We start from the raw sequence: 24632 nt of genomic DNA, 5'->3' as shown, positions 1-24632 counted from the left end.
ACCTAGTATACTCTCCTATTTTTTTATTTCTTCTATTGTCATTCGATCAGGACGTTCTTCAATCTTTTTATAAGCATCAACAATTTTCTTAACAAGTTTATGTCTTACAATGTCTTTATCGTCCAAATAAAGCAATCCAATTCCTTCAACATCTTTTAGAATATAAAGAGCTTCTTTTAAGCCAGAAGACACTTTGCGTGGTAAATCTATTTGTCCAGGATCACCAGTTATAATAAACTTAGCACTTTTTCCCATACGAGTCAGAAACATTTTCATTTGTGAATGAGTAGTATTCTGAGCTTCATCAAGAATAACGAAAGCATTGTCTAATGTGCGCCCTCTCATAAATGCTAGTGGAGCAATTTGAATTACACCTTTAAGAAGATAATCTTCCAATGTTTGTGGAGGAATCATATCTCTTAATGCATCATATAAGGGTTGCATATAGGGATCTAACTTTTCTTTCATATCACCAGGTAAGAAGCCTAAATTCTCACCAGCCTCTACAGCTGGTCTAGTCAAAATAATACGCTTTACTTCCTTATTTTTTAAAGCACGTACTGCTAAAGCTACTCCTGTGTAAGTTTTGCCCGTTCCAGCAGGTCCGATTGCGAATACCATGTCATTTTTTTCAACAAACTTCACAAGTTTTTGTTGATTAGGTGTAATGGCTTTAATTAATTTACCAGATACACCATGCACTAATATTTCGTCGGAAGGATTCATGAATTGTGGTCCAGAATCCATAACTATACGTTCAATGACATTCTCATCAATTTTGTTATAACGGACAAAATATTTAATAAGTCTGTCAAACCTTTTTTCAAATTCATCTAAGATTTCATTTTCACCAAATATCTTTATAATTCCACCACGAGCAACTATTTTAATTTTTGGATATAACTTTTTAAGTAAGTCTAAATGAATGTCTTGCGGTCCCCAAAAATCTTTAGGACTGAAATCTGTTAGTTCAATTATTCTTTCGTTCAATACGTATGGGAGTTAATTAAAAAAAATACTCTAATTTTGTATCTCAAATCTACTATAAAAATTCCATTCTTCTAAAAAATATACTGAAAATTTACAATGCAAAGGATTATTACATTAACCACAGATTTTGGATATAAAGATTACTACGTAGGTGCTCTGAAAGGTAAGATTTATTCTAATATTCAAGATTGTAACATAGTCGATATTTCGCACGATGTGACTAATTACAATATTGAAGAGGCAGGTTTTATTATTGCCTCTGCATATAGTAATTTTCCAAAAGGTACAATTCATATTATTGCCGTAGATTCATCAGTTAATGAATTAAATCCAGCTATCTGTGTCAAATATGACAATCATTATTTTGTGACATCCGATAATGGTATTCTTACTTATCTATTAGCAGGTGAAGGTTTACAAGAAGCTATTTATATACATTATGATGGTAGTATGAGATCAAATGATTTATTTGTTTATTGTGCGTATCAATTATTTGAAGGAAGAAAACTAAAAAATATGGGTACCAAAGCGACTCAGTTAGTAAAACTGAATCGTCTGGGTGATGCATTAAGTATTGAAGAGAATAGAATTACAGGGAAAGTTATTTATGAGGATTCTTATGGGAATTTAATAACAAATGTGACAAGAGAGGTGTTTGAGAGTACTAGAGCAACGAGAAATTTTGTAATTTTAGTTAAGAATTATAGAGTAACTCGTATTAATCGTTTCTTTGCAGATTTTAAAACCACTGATAGCCTTTCTCTAAAAGATAGAGCAGGGGATTTTATTGCTGTGTTTAATGATTTAGATTTGTTAGTATTGACTCTATTGTATTCTAAACCAAATAATCCTGGAGGTACACCTCGTACTTTAATGAATATACAAGTGAATGATAATATCAATATAGAGTTTGACGTTCTAATAGAATAAATAATCTATAATGTTTGTAAGAATTGTAAAGCTCACTTTGCAAGAAAAGTGTATTGAAGAGTTTAAATCTTATTTCGATAAGGTAAAAAATATAGTACGTAATCAACCAGGTTGCAGTAATCTAGAATTATATCAGGATAGAAGTAATCCTTGTATCTTCTTTACTTACAGTTATTGGGAAGAGGAAAGTGATTTAGAACAGTATAGAACTTCTGAAGTATTTGGAAAGATTTGGCCAGAGTTAAAAGCTTTTTTTAGTGAAAGGGCTGAGGCTTGGAGTGTAGATAAACTAGAAACATTGAAATAAAAGATTATATATGAAAGCTATATGTTTGCGTGAAATACGTTCTTTTTTAAGTTCTATTATAGGTTATTTAGTTATTTCTGTGTTTTTATTAATTAGTGGTTTATTATTGTGGTTTATTGATGGTAATTATAATATTCTACAAAGTGGCTTTGCTGATTTATCTCCTTTTTTCTTTATTGCACCTTGGGTTTTAATCTTTTTAATACCTGCAGTGACAATGAGAAGTTTCTCTGAAGAGATAAGACAAGGTACAATAGAATTACTGCTTACCAAGCCCATTTCTATATGGGAGATTGTTTTAGGTAAGTTTTTTGGGGTATTAATTTTAGTCTTAATAGCTATAATGCCTACATTGGTGTACGTTTATATTATTACTGATTATATAGCGCCAGGGCAAACTTTTGATATGGGGGCGATTATAGGATCTTATTTTGGGTTGGTGTTTCTAGCTTCCTCTTATAGTGCAATAGGTATTTTCACTTCTTCTATAACTGAAAGCCAAATCGTATCATTTATCTTGGGTGTTGTTTTATGTGTATTTTTTTCTATTGGAATTGAATATCTAGCAGTGTATTTACAATCAAGTTTTATTGAGAAATTAGGTGTACAATACCATTTTAAAAGTATATCTAGAGGAGTTATAGATACGCGCGACTTGATCTATTTTCTAACGATTACTATTGCCTTTTTAAGTTTGGCAGTGTATAAAATTAAAATGCTGAGAAAATAATGAAAAAATCAAAAGCGAAAAACCTGAAGTCACTATTGAAATGCGTTGCTTTTCTAGTAATAATAAATGTAATAGGAATTAGTTTTTACTACAGATTCGATTTAACGCAAGATAAGCGATATACTTTATCACATACAACTGAAGAAATATTAGATAATATAACTGAACAAGTTGTTATTGATGTATTCTTAGATGGTAAATTTCCTCAAGGATTTAAACGTTTGCAGACTGAAACAAGAGAACTATTAGAAGAGTTTTCGATTAGAAATCCCTTAGTGAAATTTCAATTTATTAATCCTGCAGAAGAGAGTGGAACAGAAGAGGATTTATTAAATTTTGGACTACGACCAATGTCACTTACAATGACCGAGAAAGGTGGGCAAACTCAGTTGGCTATTTTTCCTTGGGCAATTGTATCAAAAGGGGAGGCAGCTACTAAAGTACAGTTGCTAAAGAATATGATGGGAGCAAATACAGAAGAGAAAGTTCTTACTTCTGTACAGCATTTGGAATACGTTTTTGCAGATGCTTTATATAAATTAAATTTAGATAAAAAAAATAAGATAGCTGTATTAAAAGGTAATGGTGAGTTAGATGATATCTATATGGCAGATTTTTTAATGTCATTGCGAGAGAGTTATCACATCGCACCATTTACATTAGATTCTGTAGCTAATAACCCTGTTGAGACTTTAAAAAAGCTGCAGGAGTATGACTTAGCAATAATTGCTAAACCTACAAAGGAATTTACAGGAGATCAAATTGAAACATTGGATCAATTTGTAATGAATGGAGGGAAGACATTATGGCTTTTAGATCAAGTTCAAGCCGATTTTGATAGCCTAAGAACAAATCAATCAATGTTAGTTTTTCCTAAAGATCAAAGCTTAGGTGAGTTGTTATTTAAATATGGAGTGCGTATTAATCCTGTTTTGGTTAAAGATGAGATTGCAACTCCAATTAAATTAGCAATAGGACGACAAGGAAGTGAAACACAATATGGTGAATTTATGTGGAAGTTTGCTCCATTTGTATATCCAAATAGTGAACATCCTATTGTTAAAAATATTGAAGGTTTAAAACTAGATTTTGTTTCTCCAATAGATACAATCAAGAATAATATCTCAAAAACAATCTTATTAGAATCCTCTAAGTATTCTAATTTAGTAGGTACACCTAATGAAATAAGTTTAGCAGTAATTAATGAAGAAACTACACCAGAAATGTATGAAGGAAAGGGTAATTACATTCTTGGTGTTTTATTAGAAGGCGAATTTACTTCGGTTTTTAAGAATAGAGTACTACCTTTTGCTTTTAAAGATGCAATCTATGAAAGTAAACCTACTAAAATGATTATTGTATCTGATGGTGATATAATAAAGAATCAGTTAGATAATAGAGGTGTTCCTCTAGAGTTAGGATATGATAAATGGATGAATAAGTTATATGGTAATAAGGAGTTTTTACTTAATTCAGTGAACTATTTATTAGACTATTCAGGTCTTATAAATTTAAGAACTAAGGAAGTAAAAATACCTATGTTAGACAAAGTTCGTGTTTCTGAAAAATATAGTGCAATTCAAATTATAGCTTTAGTAGTTCCTATTCTGTTAGTTATTGTTTTAGGAGTTTTGTTTTTTTTCATAGGAAAACGTTTTTTTGTTAAAAAGTAGCGTGAAATCGCTTTTATTATTGATAATAATCCGATATATTTGTAGCTGTAAAAGCACTTTTACGTATAAAATAATTGTAATATGAAGTTTATAGTATCGAGTTCCTACTTATTAAAACAACTGCAAGTTTTAGGTAGTGTAATCAATAGTAGTAATACCTTACACATTTTAGACAACTTTTTGTTCGAATTAGACAATAATAGTCTTAAGGTGTCTGCTTCAGATTTAGAGACAACTATGTCTGCTACTTTAGAAATTGAGTCAACAAGTCAAGGGAGCATAGCTGTACCAGCTAAGTTGTTATTAGAGACCCTAAAAACGTTTCCTGAACAACCATTGACTTTCTCAGTGAAGGAAAACAATACAATTGAAATAAGTTCAGACGTTGGTAAATATGTTTTAGCTTATGCTCAAGGAGATGAGTTTCCAAAAGCAGAATCATTGGAGGATCCTTCAAAAACTGAAGTTCCAGCAGGAGTTTTAGCAACAGCAATTAGTAAAACTATTTTTGCAGCAGGTAATGATGATCTAAGACCAGTAATGTCGGGAGTGTTTTTTCAGTTTTCGCCATCAGGTTTGATTTTTGTTGCTACTGATGCTCACAAATTAGTTAAATATTCAAGAACAGATATCACTTCTTCTAGTGAAGCTAGTTTCATTATGCCTAAAAAACCATTAAATATTTTAAAGAATATTTTAATGGCTTCTGGAGCTGATGTAACAATAGAATTTAATGAGTCTAATGCACAGTTTTATTTTGATAACTATTCATTGACTTGTCGTTTGATAGATGGTAAATATCCAAACTATGAAGCTGTAATTCCAAAGGAAAATCCAAATAAATTATTAATCAATAGAGTACAGTTTTTAAGTTCAGTACGTCGTGTATCTATTTATGCGAATAAAACTACACATCAAATTCGTTTGAAAGTTGCAGGTACTGAATTAAATATCTCTGCAGAAGATATAGATTACTCAAACAAAGCAGATGAAAGATTGACTTGTGATTATCAAGGAGATGATATGCAAATTGGTTTTAATTCTCGTTTCTTATTAGAGATGTTGAATAATTTACAATCTGATGAAATTTTGCTTGAAATGTCTTTACCTAATAGGGCAGGTATTTTAACTCCTGTAGATGGATTAGAAGATGGAGAGGCTGTAACAATGTTAGTTATGCCAGTTATGCTTAATAGCTAATAAATAAAAATATAGATATATATAAAAGTCATCCTATAAGTAGGATGACTTTTTTTTGAATTATCATTTTCATATTTTTACGAAAGCAAATTATAAAAATTGAATGAAAAAAGTTTTAATTACAGGAGGAGCAGGTTTTATAGGATCGCATGTAGTTAGGCATTTTGTTAAGTCATATCCTGATTATCGCATTTATAACTTAGATGTATTGAGTTATGCAGGTAATTTAAAGAACTTGAGTGATATTGAAGGGGCAGATAACTATTATTTTATAAAAGGAGATATTACTGATTTAGATTTTATAGAATGCTTATTTAAAGAGTATAAATTTGATTCTGTCATTCATTTAGCCGCTGAGTCTCACGTTGATCGCTCTATTGCTGATCCATTGCTATTTGTAAGAACAAATGTATTAGGTACTGTAAATTTGCTAGAATGTTCTAAAAGGCTGTGGGAGAAAAGTGATTACAATGGTAAGTTGTTCTATCATATTAGTACTGATGAGGTTTATGGAACACTAGGTGAACAAGGATTATTTACAGAAGAAACTTCTTACGCTCCAAATTCACCTTATTCTGCTTCTAAAGCAAGTTCAGACCATTTTGTTAGAGCATATGGAGAAACTTATGGATTACCTTATGTTATCAGTAATTGTTCTAACAATTATGGACCAAATCAATTTCCTGAGAAACTTATTCCTTTGTGTATTCACAATATTATAAATGATTTATCTCTTCCGATTTATGGGCAAGGACTAAATACGAGAGATTGGCTTTTTGTCTGCGATCACGCTAAGGCAATTGATATTATTTTTCACAAAGGGAAAATAAATGAAACTTATAATATCGGAGGTGTTAATGAATGGACCAATATTGATTTAGTTAGAGAACTTTGTAGACAGATGGATAATGTATTAGGTAGGGTAAAAGGTCACAGTGAACGACTAATTGAGTTTGTTACAGATAGGCAAGGGCATGATTTGCGTTATGCAATTGATGCTAGCAAAATTAAAGAAGAGTTAGGGTGGATACCTTCTGTTACTTTTGAAGAAGGCTTAAGTAAGACGATAGAATGGTATATGAATAACCAAGAGTGGCTGAAAGAGGTAACTGACGGTTCGTACAAAGATTATTACAATAAGCAATACTTAGCTAGATAATATATAATAATCTCCATAATGCTTTGGTATTATGGAGATTATTAATAAGAGTTTATTTTATAAGTTCTCTAATATATTCGTAATATTCACCTTTTAAGTTATTGATATTTTTAGATAAAGTATTCTTAGTAATCCATTTTTGATTCCATGCTATTTCTTCAAGGCATGCTATTTTAAGTCCAGTTCTTTTTTCTACTGTTTTTACAAATTCTGTTGCTTCTACTAGTGATTCATGAGTGCCGGTGTCTAGCCATGCAAAACCTCTTCCAAGAGTTTGCACAGATAATCTTTTTTCTTCTAAATAGATGTTGTTTAGGGAAGTGATTTCAAGTTCACCTCTATTAGAAGGTGTTAGTAGTTTTGTGAATTCAGATGCATCTTTTGGAAAAAAATATAGACCTACGACGGCAAAGTGAGATTTTGGTGTTTGAGGTTTTTCTTCAATACTAATGGCTTGTCCATTATTATCAAATTCTACGACACCATATCTCTCTGGATCTTTTACTGTATAACCAAACACAACCGCTTGTTGCTTATTTTGAGCTAGGTCTATTGCATTAATAAGTTTTTGCTGGAGTCCATTGCCGTAAAAGATATTATCTCCTAAAATAAGGCATACTTCTTCCTTATTTATAAAAGATTCTCCTATTAGTAGCGCTTGTGCAATTCCTTCAGGTTTTTCTTGTTCCGCATATTCAAGGCTTATTCCTAGATTGCTACCATCGCTTAATAATTTTTGAAAATTAGGTAAATCATGAGGAGTAGATATGATTAATATTTCTTTAATCCCAGCTAACATTAAAATTGATAAGGGATAATAAATCATTGGTTTATCATACACAGGAAGTAATTGTTTAGATATCGCTAATGTTAATGGATGCAATCTAGTACCTGCACCTCCCGCTAATATAATTCCTTTCATAATTTTCCTTTATATATACAAAGGTATTGATTACAATGTTTAAAAAAACTTTTTATTACAGAGTCTTACATTTTTTAAGAGATATAATTCAATGGATAGATCACCTACATCATTAGTAAATGTTTAAGAATATATTTTTTTAAAGAAAAATAAAAGATTTTTTAAGTGGAATATTAGAAGATCGGTACCCTATTATAGTAGTATAATTAGTAGTACAGCATTTAAATAGATGTCGTTATACCGTGTAAAGCTTGCTTTTTTATTATTGTTATTAAAATATGTTAAAGAGATGTTGTATTGATTGTTAAATTATTTGATATGTATATTTTTATTTTGGTTGATGATTAGTTATTTATTACTTTGCAAATGTCCCTTGTTTGAAAGGAGTATTAAGAATGAATTTTTAATTATAAAACGAATAGCTATGAAAAGAGTTTTATTATTGGGAGCATTATTATTTTGTATGGGTATTAATGCTCAAAACCATAAAAACAGTCCCGAAAATGATTATGATCGAAGTGCAACAGAATTACTGAGTAAAAGTGATTATTATGGATTAACTTTTGAGCAAAGAAAAAAAATAATTAATAGAAAGAAAACTATTGGTAGAGAGTTTGCTGCGATAGGAAGAGATAGATCTTTATCTGGATGGGAAAAAGGAGAGAAGAAGAGGGAATTAGCACAAAGTTTTCGTAATGATATTTATGCAATTCTAGATAGTAATCAGAAGAAAAAATGGGATAGTTATGCTGAGTATAAATTCGAGGTTAATAATAAGAAAAATGATATCGAATATAAATTAGATGTACTAGAATTAGAATATGAAAAAGATATCAAGACTATAGAAAGACAATATCGAAATGATGAGTACACTATGAAATTAAAAAAGAAAGAGCGTAAAGCAGAATACAAAGCAAAAAAAGAAGAACTGAAAAAACAAAAAGACCAATTGTAGTTTAATATAAAAAGTGGGGTATTTCAAGAATTGAAATACCCCACTTTTTTATTGTGTAAATTTGAACTTGCTTGATAATAAAATTAATTGATTATAAATCTAAGCGGAATGTCTTACGCTCCTTATGAATAGTAGGGTTAAGACTTTTCCATAATTGTTGGATTTTATTATTTTCTACTAATAATGGGTTTGTTTCGATATAATTAATCTTATGCTTTGTAAAGCATTCATAAATTTCTTTAAAGATAATAGCTGTTACTCCTTTACTTCTGTATTCTGGATCTACTCCAATAAGATAGTATTCTGCGTGATTATTATTTTTTAAGGCTTTCAACAGGTGAATAAAACCAAAAGGGAATAGCTTGCCTTTTGTTTTTTGAAACGCTCTAGAGAAGGAAGGCATTGTAATTGCAAATGCTATCATTTTATTATCCTTATCCATTACGCAAGAAATAAAATCAGGGTGAATGAACTTAAGGTATTTCTTTTTGTAATGTTCTATTTGAAAATCTTCTATAGGTACAAAACTTTGTAAATCAGCGTAGGTTTTATTTAGAAGAGCAAACATTTCATTTACATAAGGCATAAGCTCTTTTATGGATTTAAATTCAAGAGCTTTTACTTGATAACGTTCTTCTACCAACTTAGACATTTTGTTGATTTTCTCTTCGTTATATGCTGACATATCAATTTGATATTCTATCCATTCTGCTTCTGGTTTAAACCCCAGTGCTTCTAAATGTTGTGGATAATAGGAATAATTATACAGACCAATCATTGTTGCAATCTGATCAAATCCTTTGGTTAACATTCCTGCTTTATCCATATTAGAGAATCCCATTGGTCCTTCAATGTATTTCATTTTATTCTCTTGCGCATATTGTTTTACTGCGTCTAATAGCGCCTTAGTAACTTCTAAGTCGTCAATCATATCTAACCACCCAAAGCGCACTTTTGGTTTACCCAAATCATTTACTTCAGTCCAGTTTATACAGCAAGCTACACGACCTACAAGTTTGTTATTTTTATAAGCAAGAAAAAATCGAACATCAACTGTTTTAAAAATATCATTCTTTGGATTAAAGCTTTTTACCTCTTCCTTTATAATAGAAGGTACCCAATAAGGATTGTCTTTATAAATAGAGAATGGGAATTCTACAAAATCAATGATTTCTTTTTTATTTTTAGCTTCTTTAATTTGTATCATAGGTCATTTTTGTATTTTCTTCATTACAAAGATAAAAAATTGTAAGTAAGGTGGTATTTTGTTATGAAATCCTTTTTACTGTAATAATCTCGTTGTATTTCTGTAACCTTCTATTCATTCGAACAGAAAACGCTTCTTCGTTAAAAAGAGCTGCGTAATTCTTATTTCTATCTTCTTCATTGGTATTAAGTACAATAGTGTTGAATAAAATAAATCCATTTACGTTTAATAGCTTCTTTAGATGATTGACAAAATAGTCTTCAAATAGAAAAGAAGGCATTTTAAAGTCTTGAAAAATATCAATGATGATTAAATCAAAATTATCCTGACAGCACAAAACATATTCGAAAGCATCCATCTGATAAATATCGTGATGTTCATTAAAGGCGTTTAACTTAAAATATTTCTCACCTATATATATTATAGTTGGATCTAGCTCTACACTTGTGATATGCCCTGTAAATTTAATATCAGTTCTAAGTATATTAATAATACTGCCGGCACCAAGTCCTAGAACTAATACTTTATCCATACTTTTTATTTTTTCGAACCCAATAAATTGCAATCCATTTTTTAATACTTTTTCTAGATTGCCGTAAGAGTAGTTGGTATGTTTTGTGTCTAGCTCTAATTTTCCTTTGTTCCAAATAACATCAAGACGTGTATTTACTTTTGAAGGAATTTTCTTTTCAGTAATAGGATAGATATAGCTCAGTGCTCTTTTTAACATAAAATTGTTGTGTGTTTACACAAAGATAACTTAAATAAAATAGTGCTCTACTTTTTATCACTTTTGTGTTTTGGCAAATTACTTAGGTTTGAATTGTCGGAAGCTCCCATCTTTATAAAAAATAATAATTTGTTCGACATCACTATCAGATAAATCATTTGCAATTCGGAAAGAATCTTGATTTTCTAATTGAGAAGCTTTACCTGTATTTTGATTTTCATCAGGAGTATTTTTGATAACATCACTTTCACTTTTTGTCTCATTTTGATTACTAAAAAGTGTAGGAGCTGAGTTCGAAATGGGAGATGTTTTTGGAGTCGATTGTATCGTGTAATTTTTATTTTCACTCTCCAAATAATGACCTTCACCTTTTAAAAGCCACTTCAAATTTAGCTCTGGAAAAGCTTCATCAACTTTCAAAATAAAGTCTAAACTAGGTTTGTTTCTACCAGATAGGAGGTGTGATAAACTAGACCTTTGCACGCCTATTTTATCTGCAAAAGCAGAGGCTGTATAGTCTAAATTCTCCAATAAAAACTCTAATCTGTTTACAAAATTATCCATAGCCTACTGTTTAGTGAAGTAATCAATTTTAAGTTATGTACTTGTTTACAAATGTAATAAAAATATTTAAATAGATGCTATATACAATTGTAAAATTGTAAATTATATTAAAGTTTTGGTATAAGTAGGTATGTATAACTATTTGGTATAAAGATAAGTATTATTTATTGTTTATTTCTGTAAAGCTTTTACTTTAAACATTAAGTAAAGTTTAGCTTTGTAAATTACATTTGTAAACAAGCGAGCAGTTTTCACTGTTTACAAATGTAAAAAATAACTTGTTTACATTTGTAATTCTTAAAGTAATACAATAATATGGACTATAATTCAATATTAAATTCTTACACTTACCAAGGTGTAAGTGATAGATATATAAACAATGATTCAATAGCTGATTTTTTAGACAACTTAAACCTTTACTTTAAGGTTAGTGTTGTTGGAAAGTCTGTCGAAAATCTAGATATAAAAACTGTAAGTTGGGGTGTTGGTTCTACTAAAGTTTTTATGTGGTCTCAGATGCATGGTAATGAATCTACGACTACAAAAGCTGTAGTAGATTTTTTAAATCTCTTAAATACTTGTCGTGAAGAATGGGTTAAAGAATGGCACTCTTATTTTACCTTTTTAATAGTACCTATTTTGAATCCAGATGGTGCAAAATATTATACTAGAGTAAATGCAAATCAAGTTGATTTAAATAGAGATTCAATTGCTTTAACTCAACCTGAAAGTAAAATTTTGCGTAATATTTTTGATGACTTTAAACCGGAATACGCCTTTAATTTACATGATCAGCGTACAATATTTGGCGTAGAAGACTTTGAATTACCAGCTACTATTTCTTTTTTAGCTCCTTCCTATAATGAAGAAAGGGAAGTTAATGTAAATAGAGAAGAGGCTATGAAATTGATTGCAGCGATTAATAATGAATTACAATTAGTGATTCCTAATCAAGTTGGACGTTTTGACGATAGCTTTAATATTAATTGTATAGGTGATTACTTTCAATCTAGAGGAGCTGTAACTATTCTATTTGAGGCGGGACATTATCAAGGGGATTACAAAAGAGATGAAACTAGAAAAATTGTCTTTAGAAGTTTGTTAACGGTCTTAAAGTCTATAAAAGAGCAAAGTTTTTCACACTATAATGTCGACAACTATTTTAGTATTCCAAATAATGCGAAAAGTTTTAATGATGTGGCTCTTTTACATGTATTTATGCCAGATCGAAGCGAAGAATTTATTGTTAATATTCAATATTTGGAGCAATTAAAAGGAAAAAAAGTTAATTTTAGTCCTATAATTGTTGATATTAATAAAAAACAAAGTAAATTTGTACATCTTTCAATAAACAAAGAGTTTTTGTTTAAAAAATGTTGGAAGGATAAAGATGAAGTATTAGATAGAAATCTGGAGGATATCGTAGAAATAACAGCGGAAGAAATAGATTTTTTATTAAAAAAATAATAAAATTTACGATATATTAAAGAAATAAGGTTTTTATTTAGTATTATTGTACTGAATTATAGATTTAGAATAAGATAAATAATTGATTTATGAGTAAATTTCGTTTAGATGAAATCGATCACCAAATCTTAGATATGTTGATTGATAATACGAGAGTTCCTTTCACAGATATAGCAAAAAAATTACTGATTTCTGCTGGGACTGTGCACGTGCGCGTGAAAAAAATGGAAGATGCAGGAATTATTCAAGGTTCATCATTAACTTTGGATTATGAAAAACTAGGATATGCATTTATTGCATATATCGGTATATTCCTACATAATACTTCTCAGACTAAATTCGTTTTAGAGAGAATTAATGAAATTCCTTTTGTGACTGTGGCTCACGTAACAACTGGTAAATTCAACGTGTTCTGCAAAATTAGAGCAAAAAATACACGTCATGCAAAAGAAGTAATTTATATGATTGATGATATCGAAGGAGTTTATAGAACAGAATCTATGATTTCTCTAGAAGAAAGTATCAATGATAAAAAACGCTTGATGCATACAATTTTTAAAGAATTATAATATTTTATAAGACTTATATCACAAAAGAAAACTGCCTAATGGCAGTTTTTTTTTATATTCGTATTTTTAGTGCATCTAAGAGAGTATTATGGATTCGTTATCACAGATTGTTTTAGGAGGTGCTATAGGGAATGCTGTAGCTGGAAAGAAAATTAAAAATAGAGCAGTTATATATGGGGCTATAGCTGGTACTATTCCTGATTTAGATATTCTTGCTACTTTTTTTACAGATAATCTTTCTGCTTTGGAATTTCATAGGGGTGTGACTCACTCTATTATATTTGCAATTCTAATGTCCTTTATACTAGGATATCTGGTGTATCTACTAGAAAAAAAGAATAATTTTACATTTGAAGAAGGCTATTGGTTAGTTTTTTGGGGATTGTTTACGCACTCTCTTTTAGATGTATTTACTACTTGGGGTACTAGGCTACTTTGGCCGTTCGATTACCCATTTGCTTTTAAGTCAATCTTTGTTATTGACCCTTTATATACAGTTCCTTTTCTTATTTTTCTTATTTATTCTATGCGCGAAAAGAAAGATATGAAAAAGAGAATGCGCTTAAATAATTGGGGGTTATTTATTAGTACTTCTTATTTAGCCATTACTTTATTGTTGAAGGCTGTTGCATTTTACCAGTTTTCAGATGCTTTGGATAAGGAAGGTATTAAATATTCGAGTTTGTCTGTAAAACCTACTGTAATGAATACTATCCTATGGAATGGTATAGTAGAGACTAATGACTCATTTCTTATTGGGGAGTATTCCTTTTTTGATCATTCTCCCATTACTTTTCGTGAATTTCCTAAAAATCATGACTTCCAACGTTATTTAGAAAATCACACTTTACTACTTAGACTAAAAAAAATATCTGAAGGTTATTATACTTTTACTGAAAAAGATGATAAGGTTTATTTCAATGATTTAAGGTTTGGGTTGTTAAAGGATGGTGATAATGAGGAGGATGTGCAATTTGCATTCAGTTATATGTTTTATATCGATGATAATGGAGAATTAAAAGTGGAGGAAGTGGAGAAGAAAAGAACGGAAGGCGTTAAGTTGTTAAAAAGATTGTGGAAGAGAATTCAAGGGGTTTAATTATTCAGATTTATTGTAATTGAAATAGAAGCCTTATATTTGAAACGCTAAAAAAAGAACTATGAAAATTTTAATATCACCAGCAAAGAGTTTAGATTATACTACACAGGTACCAACTAATATTACTACAAAACCAACATTTTTAAAGGAAGCAAAAGTTATTAACGAGGTTCTTAAATCTAAAACACCAATGGATTTAGAAGAACTTATGAAGATATCTAGTACACTTGCTGAATTAAACTGGAAACGAAATCAAGAACGTACTTTTACAGTAAAAGAAGGTGACAAAGCAGATTTTAGACAAGCTATTTTTGCTTTTAATGGGGATGTGTATACAGGGTTAGATGCTTATTCGTTAAAAGAGTCTCAATTTGATCCCTTACAAGAAAAAGTAAGAATTTTATCTGGATTATATGGAATGCTTAAGCCATTTGATGGTATAGAGCCATATCGATTAGAGATGGGTACCAAGATGAAGGTAGGGGTAGATAATAATTTATATGAGTTTTGGAAGCCTATTTTGGCTAATGCTCTAAATAAAGAGTTAAAACAAGGGGAGATGGTTGTTAATCTTGCAAGTAATGAATATTTTAGTGCAATAGATAAGAAACAATTAAAGGGAACATTGATTGTGCCTGAGTTTAAGGAATTGCGCGATGGTAAATTGAAGACAATTAGTTTTTATGCTAAAAAAGCAAGAGGGATGATGGTGCGATTTATATTAGATAATAATGTAGAGGATATTGATGGGTTAAAGAAATTTAATATAGATGGTTATGGATGGAGTGAGGGCGATTCTGAAGGCAATAATCTGGTGTTTACTAGATAAAGAAGATATTACTACCAAATATATTTATGGAAAGAACACACTACATTAGCTCTGATATTTTTACGATCGAGAAGCTAAATCAAATTTTGATAGAAGACCAAAAATTACAATTATCAGAGGAGGCGAGAGCAAACATTGTTAATTGTAGAGATTATTTAGATAAAAAGATGGAAAATCAGGCAGATCCTATTTATGGGATTAATACTGGTTTTGGTTCATTGTGTAATGTAAAAATAGACAATGAAAATTTATCAAAATTACAAGAGAATTTAATGAAATCTCATGCTTGTGGTACAGGTGAAATTGTACCAGAAGAAATAGTAAAAATCATGTTGTTACTGAAGGTGAAATCATTAAGCTACGGTAACTCTGGAGTTCAGTTAGAAACAGTTGAGCGACTAATTGATTTTTATAACAACGATATTATACCAGTGGTGTATGATCAAGGGTCCTTAGGAGCGTCAGGTGATTTATCGCCATTAGCTCATTTATCATTACCGTTGATAGGAGAAGGAGAAGTGTTTTATAATGGGTTTAGACAACCTGCGAGTAAAGTTTTAGAGCAGTTTGGATGGGAACCTATAACGCTTAAATCTAAAGAGGGGTTGGCGTTACTTAATGGTACTCAATTTATGAGTGCTTATGGATCATACGTTTTATTGAAATCTAAAAAGTTATCTTATTTAGCAGACGTCATTGGTGCTATTTCGCTTGAGGGATTTGATGGACGTATAGAGCCATTTAATGAGTTGATTCACTTTGTGAGACCTCATAAAGGGCAGATACATACAGCTCAGTTTTTTAATGAAATATTAGAAGGTTCTGAGTTGATTTCAAGAGCAAAAGAACATGTTCAAGATCCATATTCATTTAGATGTATTCCACAAGTACATGGTGCTTCAAAAGATGCTATTGATTATGTAGACCGCGTTTTTAAAACGGAAATAAACTCAGTAACTGACAATCCTAATATTTTTTATAAAGATGATTTGATTGTGTCAGGCGGTAATTTTCATGGTCAACCATTAGCATTAGCTTTAGACTTTCTAGGAATTGCTTTAGCAGAGCTAGGAAGTATTTCTGAGCGACGTACATATCAATTAATTTCTGGTTTGAGAGGATTACCTCCATTTTTAGTATCTGATCCTGGTATTAACTCAGGTTTTATGATTCCGCAATATACTGCTGCAAGTATAGTTAGTCAGAATAAACAGTTGGCTACTCCATCTAGTGTGGACAGCATTGTATCTAGTAATGGACAAGAAGATCATGTGAGTATGGGGGCTAATGGTGCTACTAAAGCATTGCGAATTGTAAATAATTTAGAACGTATACTTGCTATTGAATTGATGAATGCAACTCAGGCATTGGAATTCAGAAGACCAGCTAAATCGAGTGAGTTTATAGAGTCGTTTGTCTCTGCGTACAGAGATGAAGTGTCTTTTGTAGATGAGGATCGTATCTTACATTATGATATTGAGAAATCAATTGCTTTTTTAAATTCATTTCAGATTGACTTAGAAGATTAATTAGAGAAATATATATACAGAAGCCTCCTATTAAAGGGGGCTTTTTCTATTTTACACTATTTTGTTTTGATAGGATAAGTACTGTTTATCAATTGTTTTTCCGTAGTTCATCATATTTTTTTATAGAGTAAATGATTAAGTATAGATAATTGTAAAAATCTAGGATAAGTTTTTTCTTGTTTTTTCTTCTTAAAGTGATTTATTGAAGTGTAAGAATATTAATTATAACTGTATAGTTATGGCAGGATGAAACATGATTTTTGGCATATTTTTGGGGGATGAGTCCATAGTGAGTCCATGGTGAGTCCATAGTGACTCTATTAAAAGAAGGGAAATTAATGGAGTCATCATTAACTTACAATGCTGTCAATATACTGGTAACTGCCAGCAAAGACATTCAATACTTGTTTTATTACTCTATGATGGGGTGAATAATTTGTGTCAAGAAGATTTCTGCAGTTGATTTGCAATGGTGTCTTAAAAATATTATTTAATTAAATGTGCGACATTACGAGGTAGTTTTTGACGTTGCTCATTTATGTGATAGAATATATAAAAATATTTAAGAATTCTTATATTTTTAATTAATAGATACCATTTCTTTTTGTTATATTCCTATCTTTGTACCCGTATACACTAAAAACTTATATAGTTGGCTAATGTAAATAAACTCAAAATATTAAATGATCCAATTTATGGATTCATTTCTATTCCGAATTCTCTATTATATGATTTGATAGAGCATCCTTATTTTCAGCGGTTGAGAAGAATATCTCAAATGGGCGTATCATATTTAGTCTACCCTGGTGCTCACCATACTCGTTTTCATCATGCTATAGGCTGTATGCATTTAATGCAAAAAGCTGTTCAGGTATTGCGATTTAAAAATATCGAAATATCAGAAGAAGAGGAAAATGCATTATATATAGCTATTTTACTTCACGATATTGGACATGGTCCTTTTTCGCATGCTATGGAGCATAGTATTGTAGAGGGAGTGCATCATGAAGCGATTTCTTTGTTCTTTATGAATAGATTGAATGTTGAGTTTAATGGTCAGTTAGATTTAGCTATTCAAATATTTAAAGGCGAATATCATCGTAAATTCATGTTACAGTTGATTTCTAGTCAATTGGATATGGATCGAATGGATTATCTAAAAAGGGATAGTTTCTATAGTGGCGTAGCAGAAGGGAATATAAATTCGGAGCGATTGATACAAATGCTTAATGTGCAGGATGATCAATTGGTAATTGAGGAAAAAGGAATTTACTCCGTTGAAATGTTTTTAGTAGCAAGAAGATTAATGTATTGGCAAGCTTACCTTCATAAAACTAGTGTGTGTGCAGAATTGATTTTGGTACGTATTTTGAAGCGAGCTAAGGAGTTAACCCACGATGGAGTAGATTTATGGGGAAGTGAGGCATTGTTATTTTTTCTAAAGAATCAAGTTGCTTATGATGATTTTGATGTAAAAGCACTAGATCAGTTTGCATTACTTGATGATTCTGATATTATGGGAGCATTAAAATCTTGGCAATTCCATGATGACTATATATTATCGTCATTAAGTAAAATGATTGTAAATAGAGACTTATTAAAGATTGAAATTTTCTCTGATAAAAGTTTATTAAAAGAAAAAATGAATCAGGTACGCCAAGAAATAGGTAAGAAATACGATTTGTCAGCAGAAGCTACAAAATACTTTGTATTCAAAGGAAAGGTTAAGAATCAGGCATATAATAAAGAAAAGGAACCAATAATGATATTGAAAAAGAATGGCAAGGTAAAAGATGTTCTTTCTGTTTCAGATCATTTGAACTTAAGAGCATTGACAAAACCTGTTACAAAGTATCTTGTTTGTTATCCAAAAAACACATTTGAAATTTAAATTTCAATAATATTTTATATTTTTGCCCTAATGAAAATAGCAGCAGAACAAATAGCATCAGTTTTAGGTGGGGAGGTTGTAGGAGATTCTACAATAGAAGTTAGTACTCTAGCTAAAATTGAAGAGGGAAAAAAGGGATCGTTAACTTTTTTAGCGAATCCAAAGTATGTGCATCATATTTATACTACAGAATCATCTGTAGTTATTGTTAATAAATCTTTCGTTCCAGAGCATCCAGTAAAAGCGACAATGATAAAAGTAGATGATGCTTATAAAGCATTTTCTAAATTACTGGAGTATTATAATCAAGTTAAATTAATGAAATCAGGTATTGAACAGCCATCTGTAATATCAGAAGGGGTGGAATATGGTGATGATTTATATTTAGGTAGCTTTGCTTATATTGGAAAGAATACTAAAATTGGAAATAATGTAAAAATATATCCTAATACTTTCGTGGGAGATAATGTTACTATCGATGACAATACTATATTGTTTGCTGGAGTACGTGTCTATTCAGAAAGTATAATAGGGAAAAACTGTATCTTACACGCGGGCACTATTATTGGTTCTGATGGTTTTGGTTTTGCGCCAAACCCTGATGGGACATATAATAAAGTACCTCAAATAGGTAACGTTATTATAGAAGATAACGTGGAGATAGGTGCAGCTACTACAATAGATAGAGCAACTTTAGGGTCAACAATTATCCGTAAAGGTGTAAAACTAGATAATCAAATTCAAATAGCTCATAACGTAGAGATAGGTGAAAATACTGTTATTGCTTCTCAAACTGGGGTAGCAGGTTCTACTAAAATTGGGAAGAACTGTTTGATAGGTGGTCAAGTAGGAATTGTAGGACATTTAGTCATAGGAGATAATGTGAAAATTCAGGCGCAATCAGGAGTTACAAAAAGCTTGGAAAGCAATTCAGCTGTTCAGGGTTCACCTGCTTTAAGTCATGCTGATTTTTTACGTTCATATAGTCATTTCAAAAATCTTACTAAGATTTCTGATGATTTGGAGGTATTGAAAAAGAAAAGTAATTTGTAGTTTTTAATATAGCCTAAATACTTAAAGAGATTAATTATGGTTAAACAAAAAACCATCCAAAACGAAGTAACGTTAAAAGGGGTAGGTCTTCACACAGGTCAAGAAGTAGTGATGACATTAAAACCTGCTCCAGTAAATAACGGATTTACTTTCGTAAGAGTGGATTTAGAAGGACATCCTGTTATCGAAGCAGATGCAAATTATGTTGTTAATACTCAAAGAGGAACTAACTTAGAGAAAAAAGGTGTTCGTGTGCAAACAACAGAACATGTTTTGGCAGCATTTGTAGGATGTGATTTAGATAATGTTATTATAGAATTAAATGCTTCTGAACCCCCAATTATGGATGGTTCTTCAAAGTATTTTGTCGAAGCAGTAGAAAAAGCTGGTATAGTAGAGCAAGATGCTGAGAGAGAAGAATACATTGTTAAAGAAGTTATTTCATTTGTAGATGAAACAACAGGTAGCGAAATTATTGTAATGCCATCTGATAGTTACCAAGTCACTGCAATGGTTGATTTTGGTACTAAAGTTTTAGGTACACAAAATGCTACTTTAAAATCTATGGAAGATTTTAAAGAAGAGATTTCTGAAGCTCGTACTTTTAGTTTTTTACATGAATTAGAAGCACTTTTAGCACATGGATTGATTAAGGGAGGTGATTTAAATAATGCAATTGTTTATGTAGATAAAGAAATATCTCCGGAGACAATGGAGCATTTGAAAAAAGCTTTCGGTAAAGATGAAATTAACGTTAAGCCAAATGGGGTACTAGATAATCTTACATTACACTATCCTAACGAGGCAGCTCGTCATAAATTATTAGACGTTATTGGAGATTTAGCTTTAATAGGTACTCGTATTAGAGGAAAAGTAATAGCTAATAAACCAGGGCATTCAGTTAATACTAACTTTGCTAAGAAACTATCTAAGATTATTAAAAATGAGAAGAGAAATCAAGTACCTTCTTATGATTTACATCAAGAGCCTTTAATGGATGTAACTAAAATTATGCAATTATTGCCTCATCGTCCACCATTTTTGTTGGTTGATAAGATTTTAGAAATGTCTGAAACGCATGTAGTAGGGGTTAAAAATGTGACAATGAACGAACCATTCTTCATTGGACATTTTCCAGGAGCTCCTGTAATGCCAGGTGTATTGATTTGTGAAGCAATGGCACAATCTGGTGGAATATTAATTCTAAGTACTGTTCCAGATCCAGAAAACTACTTGACTTATTTCATGAAAATGGATAATGTTAAGTTTAAACATAAAGTATTACCAGGAGATACATTAGTTTTTAAATTAGAACTAATCACTCCAATCCGCCGTGGTATATGTCATATGCAAGGATACGCGTATGCTAATGGTAAATTAGTAGCTGAGGCAGAATTAATGGCTCAAATTTCAAAGAAAACAAATATAGAATAGATATGAATCAGCCTTTAGCATATGTTCATCCAGGAGCGAAAATAGCTAGAAATGTTGTTATAGAACCTTTTACTACGATTCATAATAATGTAGAAATTGGGGAAGGAACTTGGATAGGGTCTAATGTGACTATAATGGAAGGTGCCAGAATTGGAAAGAATTGTAAGATTTTTCCTGGTGCGGTGATTTCAGCAGAGCCACAAGATTTAAAATTTGAAGGAGAGATTACTACTGTAGAAATAGGTGATAACACTACCATTCGTGAGTGTGTGACTATTAATCGCGGTACTAAAGATAGATATAAAACTGTTGTAGGAAAGAATTGTTTGATTCAAGCTTATAGTCATATCGCACATGACTGTTTTGTTGGAGATAATTGTATTTTTTCGAACTCTAGTACTTTAGCAGGGCACGTAACTGTAGGGGACTATGTTGTATTAGCTGGATTAGTAGCTGTACACCAATTCTGTACTATTGGTTCTCATTCTTTCATTACAGGAGGTACACTAGTAAGAAAAGACGTGCCACCATATATTAAAGCAGCTAGAGAGCCTATATCTTATGCAGGTATAAATTCTGTAGGATTAAGACGTAGAGGTTTTGAACCAGAAAAAATACGTGAAATTCAAGAGATATATCGTACGTTATATCAAAAGAATTTTAATACTAGCCAAGCATTAGAGCTTATTGAAGCAGAAATGGAAGCTACTCCAGAAAGAGATGAAATTATTATGTTTATCCGTAATTCTTCTAGAGGAATTATGAGAGGATATTCAGGAATTTATTAAGATTAGTAATAGTAAAATAATTAAAAGAAATGGCAACTACAGCTGATATTAGAAACGGTTTGTGTATTAAATATAATAATGATATTTATAAGATCACTGAATTTTTACACGTTAAACCAGGAAAAGGTCCTGCTTTTGTTAGAACGAAAATGAAAAGCTTAACTAATGGTAAAGTTTTAGAAAATACTTTCTCAGCAGGTCATAAAATCGATACAATTAGAGTAGAGACTCAAAAGTTTCAATATTTATATCCAGAAGGGGATATGTTTCACTTTATGAACGTTGAGAACTATGAACAAATTACTCTTCTAAGAGATATTTTAGATGCTCCAGATTTATTAAAAGAAGGAGAGACAGTAATGGTTCAGATTAATACTGAAACTGACTTGGCTATTTCAGTAGATATGCCAGCTTCTGTTATTTTGGAAGTTACTTATACTGAACCAGGAGTGAAAGGAAATACAGCTACTAATGCTACTAAGCCTGCAACTGTAGAAACTGGTGCTAGTGTGAATGTACCATTGTTTATCAATGAAGGTGATAAAATCAAAATTGATACTACTACAGGTGCTTACATTGAGCGTATTAAGGAATAGTTAATTATTATTTATAGATACTATGCGTTTTGCAAAGGTTCAAGATTTACAAACTATAGCTGACATTGTTGGATGTAAGTTTGTTGGAGATCCCAATTTTCCAGTATATGGAATTAATGAGATACATGTTGTACAAGAAGGTGAAGTTGTTTTTGTAGATCATCCAAAATATTATGATAAAGCTCTTAACTCTTATGCATCAATTGTTTTAATTAACAAAGAGGTTGAGTGTCCTGAAGGTAAGGCGCTTTTAATTTCAGAAGATCCTTTTAGAGATTTTAATAAGCTATCTAAATATTTTAATCCGTTTACTCCAGCTAAAAAAGCTGTAGCAGACTCTGCTAAAATAGGTGAGGGTACTATTATTCAACCTAATGTTTTTATTGGTAACGATGTTGTTATCGGTAAAAATTGTGTTATCCATCCAAATGTTGTTCTATATGATGGAACTATTATTGGGGATAATGTAGTTATACACGCTGGGGCAATTCTTGGGGCTGATGCTTTTTATTATAAAAAACGTCCAGAAGGTTTTGATCCATTAGTATCATGTGGAAGAGTAGTAATCGAAGATAATGTAGGTATTGGAGCTGCTTGTACGATCGATAGAGGAGTAACGGGGGATACAACAATAAAAGAAGGTGCTAAGATTGATAATCAAGTTCATATTGGACATGATACAGTTGTAGGTAGTCGTTCATTAATCGCAGCACAATGTGGTATTGCGGGATGTGTTGTTATCGAGGATGAAGTTACACTATGGGGTCAAGTAGGTACAACTAGTGGTATCACCATAGGATCGAAAGCTGTAGTTTTAGCGCAATCAGGTGTTTCTAAATCATTAGCTGGTGGCAAAGTTTACTTTGGTTACCCAGCAGAGGAATCACGTGAAAAATTAAAACAATTAGCCTATATAAAACGCATTCCTGAAATTATGGAAAAAGTGAAAACTTTATAATATTTCAGTATTTATAAAAGCGAATTAACGATAGAGAGTAAAAAAGTTATTAATTAACCAAAACTAAACTTATATATAAAGATAAAAAGTTTTATTGATGAATAGAATTGTTTATTTTTGTGTAGAAGTAAGTTTAAATATATAAAAACAAAGATCATGAGTGTTTTAGTAAATAAAGATTCAAAAATAATCGTTCAGGGATTTACAGGAAGTGAAGGTACTTTCCACGCTTCACAAATGATTGAATACGGAACAAATGTTGTAGGTGGTGTTACTCCAGGAAAAGGTGGAACAATGCACTTAGACCGTCCTGTATTTAATACAGTTGCAGAAGCTGTTGAAAAAGCTGGAGCAGATACTTCAATTATCTTTGTTCCACCAGCATTTGCTGCTGATGCTATTATGGAAGCTGCTAACGCAGGTATTAAAGTAATTATCTGTATTACTGAAGGTATTCCAGTTGCTGATATGATTAAAGCTTATGATTATATCAAAAATAGAGACTGTAGATTAGTAGGACCTAACTGTCCAGGAGTTATTACTCCAGGTGAAGCTAAAGTTGGTATTATGCCAGGTTTTGTATTCAAAAAAGGTACTGTAGGTATTGTTTCTAAATCAGGAACTTTAACTTATGAAGCTGCTGACCAAGTTGTAAAACAAGGTTTAGGTATTACTACAGCTATCGGAATTGGTGGTGACCCAATTATCGGAACAACTACTAAAGAGGCTATTCAGTTATTAATGGCTGACCCAGAAACTGAAGCAATCATTATGATTGGTGAAATTGGTGGTCAATTAGAAGCTGATGCTGCTCGTTGGATTAAAGAAAATGGTAATAAAAAACCAGTTATTGGATTTATTGCTGGTGAAACTGCACCAAAAGGAAGAACAATGGGACACGCTGGTGCTATTGTAGGTGGAGCTGATGATACAGCTGCTGCTAAAAAACGCATTATGAGAGAATGTGGTATCCACGTTGTTGATTCTCCTGCAGAAATCGGTATCAAAGTAAAAGAAGTTTTAGGATAGTCATTAGAATATCTTATCGATAT

General features: G+C 31.2%; 24 protein-coding genes. 19 read left to right on the top strand and 5 right to left on the bottom strand.

Annotation, left to right across the window (positions count from 1 at the left end):
- Positions 1 to 15: 15 nt before the first annotated feature.
- Positions 16 to 990: a PhoH family protein gene (locus tag RH98_RS09790; protein ID WP_010253839.1), complete on the bottom strand. Its 975-nt coding sequence runs from the start codon at positions 988 to 990 to the stop codon at positions 16 to 18.
- A gap of 96 nt (positions 991 to 1086) precedes the next feature.
- Between RH98_RS09790 and RH98_RS09785 the strand changes: the two genes are divergently transcribed.
- The 6 genes from RH98_RS09785 (at position 1087) to rfbB (ending at position 6989) form a co-directional block, all read left to right on the top strand.
- A complete protein-coding gene (locus RH98_RS09785; protein WP_010253836.1) occupies positions 1087 to 1920 on the top strand; it encodes an SAM hydrolase/SAM-dependent halogenase family protein in 834 nt (277 codons plus the stop codon).
- A gap of 10 nt (positions 1921 to 1930) precedes the next feature.
- Positions 1931 to 2227 (top strand): putative quinol monooxygenase, encoded by a 297-nt coding sequence (locus RH98_RS09780; RefSeq protein ID WP_010253832.1) that lies wholly within the window; start codon positions 1931 to 1933, stop codon positions 2225 to 2227.
- Positions 2228 to 2237: 10 nt separating this feature from the next.
- Entirely contained in the window at positions 2238 to 2957 is a 720-nt protein-coding gene (gene gldF, locus RH98_RS09775) for a gliding motility-associated ABC transporter permease subunit GldF (protein ID WP_010253827.1), read from the top strand.
- A complete protein-coding gene (gene gldG / locus RH98_RS09770) occupies positions 2957 to 4630 on the top strand; it encodes a gliding motility-associated ABC transporter substrate-binding protein GldG (RefSeq protein ID WP_010253823.1) in 1674 nt (557 codons plus the stop codon). Before gldF ends, gldG begins: the two co-directional genes overlap by 1 nt.
- An 81-nt stretch (positions 4631 to 4711) precedes the next feature.
- Positions 4712 to 5830 carry a DNA polymerase III subunit beta gene (gene dnaN / locus RH98_RS09765; RefSeq protein ID WP_010253819.1) on the top strand — a complete coding sequence of 373 codons (1119 nt, stop codon included), beginning with the start codon at positions 4712 to 4714 and terminating at the stop codon, positions 5828 to 5830.
- A 103-nt stretch (positions 5831 to 5933) separates the two neighbouring features.
- Positions 5934 to 6989: a dTDP-glucose 4,6-dehydratase gene (gene rfbB, locus RH98_RS09760; protein WP_010253816.1), complete on the top strand. Its 1056-nt coding sequence runs from the start codon at positions 5934 to 5936 to the stop codon at positions 6987 to 6989.
- Positions 6990 to 7041: 52 nt separating this feature from the next.
- On the opposite strand, the gene rfbA is transcribed toward rfbB, so the two are convergent.
- Positions 7042 to 7911 (bottom strand): glucose-1-phosphate thymidylyltransferase RfbA, encoded by an 870-nt coding sequence (rfbA, locus tag RH98_RS09755; RefSeq protein ID WP_010253814.1) that lies wholly within the window; start codon positions 7909 to 7911, stop codon positions 7042 to 7044.
- 424 nt (positions 7912 to 8335) lie between these two features.
- On the opposite strand from rfbA, the gene RH98_RS09750 reads away from it, so the two are divergent.
- Complete coding sequence (locus RH98_RS09750; protein WP_010253812.1) at positions 8336 to 8866, top strand: hypothetical protein; 531 nt, start codon at positions 8336 to 8338, stop codon at positions 8864 to 8866.
- 91 nt (positions 8867 to 8957) lie between these two features.
- On the opposite strand, the gene RH98_RS09745 is transcribed toward RH98_RS09750, so the two are convergent.
- The 3 genes from RH98_RS09745 to RH98_RS09735 form a co-directional block, all read right to left on the bottom strand.
- On the bottom strand, positions 8958 to 10073 hold the full coding sequence (locus tag RH98_RS09745; protein ID WP_010253810.1) for a GNAT family N-acetyltransferase: 1116 nt from the start codon (positions 10071 to 10073) through the stop codon (positions 8958 to 8960).
- 61 nt (positions 10074 to 10134) lie between these two features.
- On the bottom strand, positions 10135 to 10803 hold the full coding sequence (locus tag RH98_RS09740; protein WP_010253809.1) for a spermidine synthase: 669 nt from the start codon (positions 10801 to 10803) through the stop codon (positions 10135 to 10137).
- 78 nt (positions 10804 to 10881) lie between these two features.
- Complete coding sequence (locus RH98_RS09735) at positions 10882 to 11367, bottom strand: helix-turn-helix transcriptional regulator (protein ID WP_010253806.1); 486 nt, start codon at positions 11365 to 11367, stop codon at positions 10882 to 10884.
- Between the two features lie 315 nt (positions 11368 to 11682).
- Between RH98_RS09735 and RH98_RS09730 the strand changes: the two genes are divergently transcribed.
- The 12 genes from RH98_RS09730 (at position 11683) to sucD (ending at position 24609) form a co-directional block, all read left to right on the top strand.
- Positions 11683 to 12834 carry a M14 family metallopeptidase gene (locus RH98_RS09730; RefSeq protein WP_010253804.1) on the top strand — a complete coding sequence of 384 codons (1152 nt, stop codon included), beginning with the start codon at positions 11683 to 11685 and terminating at the stop codon, positions 12832 to 12834.
- Positions 12835 to 12923: 89 nt separating this feature from the next.
- Positions 12924 to 13403, top strand: coding sequence for an Lrp/AsnC family transcriptional regulator (locus tag RH98_RS09725; protein WP_006258948.1), 480 nt, complete (start codon positions 12924 to 12926; stop codon positions 13401 to 13403).
- 88 nt (positions 13404 to 13491) lie between these two features.
- The gene (locus tag RH98_RS09720) at positions 13492 to 14502 is read left to right on the top strand and encodes a metal-dependent hydrolase (protein ID WP_010253778.1); all 1011 of its coding nucleotides are present in this window, start codon (positions 13492 to 13494) and stop codon (positions 14500 to 14502) included.
- A 61-nt stretch (positions 14503 to 14563) separates the two neighbouring features.
- The gene (gene yaaA, locus RH98_RS09715) at positions 14564 to 15331 is read left to right on the top strand and encodes a peroxide stress protein YaaA (protein ID WP_010253776.1); all 768 of its coding nucleotides are present in this window, start codon (positions 14564 to 14566) and stop codon (positions 15329 to 15331) included.
- A 26-nt stretch (positions 15332 to 15357) separates the two neighbouring features.
- On the top strand, positions 15358 to 16860 hold the full coding sequence (gene hutH, locus RH98_RS09710) for a histidine ammonia-lyase (protein ID WP_010253773.1): 1503 nt from the start codon (positions 15358 to 15360) through the stop codon (positions 16858 to 16860).
- Positions 16861 to 17512: 652 nt separating this feature from the next.
- Positions 17513 to 18751 (top strand): HD domain-containing protein, encoded by a 1239-nt coding sequence (locus RH98_RS09705; RefSeq protein ID WP_026038835.1) that lies wholly within the window; start codon positions 17513 to 17515, stop codon positions 18749 to 18751.
- A gap of 30 nt (positions 18752 to 18781) precedes the next feature.
- Positions 18782 to 19804: a UDP-3-O-(3-hydroxymyristoyl)glucosamine N-acyltransferase gene (lpxD, locus tag RH98_RS09700; RefSeq protein ID WP_010253769.1), complete on the top strand. Its 1023-nt coding sequence runs from the start codon at positions 18782 to 18784 to the stop codon at positions 19802 to 19804.
- Between the two features lie 36 nt (positions 19805 to 19840).
- Complete coding sequence (locus RH98_RS09695) at positions 19841 to 21238, top strand: bifunctional UDP-3-O-[3-hydroxymyristoyl] N-acetylglucosamine deacetylase/3-hydroxyacyl-ACP dehydratase (protein WP_010253767.1); 1398 nt, start codon at positions 19841 to 19843, stop codon at positions 21236 to 21238.
- 2 nt (positions 21239 to 21240) lie between these two features.
- Positions 21241 to 22026 (top strand): acyl-ACP--UDP-N-acetylglucosamine O-acyltransferase, encoded by a 786-nt coding sequence (gene lpxA / locus RH98_RS09690; protein ID WP_010253763.1) that lies wholly within the window; start codon positions 21241 to 21243, stop codon positions 22024 to 22026.
- A gap of 29 nt (positions 22027 to 22055) precedes the next feature.
- A complete protein-coding gene (gene efp / locus RH98_RS09685; protein WP_010253761.1) occupies positions 22056 to 22622 on the top strand; it encodes an elongation factor P in 567 nt (188 codons plus the stop codon).
- A gap of 22 nt (positions 22623 to 22644) precedes the next feature.
- Positions 22645 to 23580, top strand: coding sequence for a UDP-3-O-(3-hydroxymyristoyl)glucosamine N-acyltransferase (locus tag RH98_RS09680; protein WP_010253759.1), 936 nt, complete (start codon positions 22645 to 22647; stop codon positions 23578 to 23580).
- A gap of 156 nt (positions 23581 to 23736) precedes the next feature.
- Complete coding sequence (sucD, locus tag RH98_RS09675) at positions 23737 to 24609, top strand: succinate--CoA ligase subunit alpha (RefSeq protein WP_010253757.1); 873 nt, start codon at positions 23737 to 23739, stop codon at positions 24607 to 24609.
- Positions 24610 to 24632 lie beyond the last annotated feature (23 nt).

Source organism: Myroides injenensis M09-0166, from assembly GCF_000246945.1.
Lineage (GTDB): Bacteria > Bacteroidota > Bacteroidia > Flavobacteriales > Flavobacteriaceae > Flavobacterium > Flavobacterium injenense.
The sequence above is the reverse complement of the archived record's forward strand: the minus strand, read 5'-3'. Positions and strand labels throughout refer to the sequence as shown.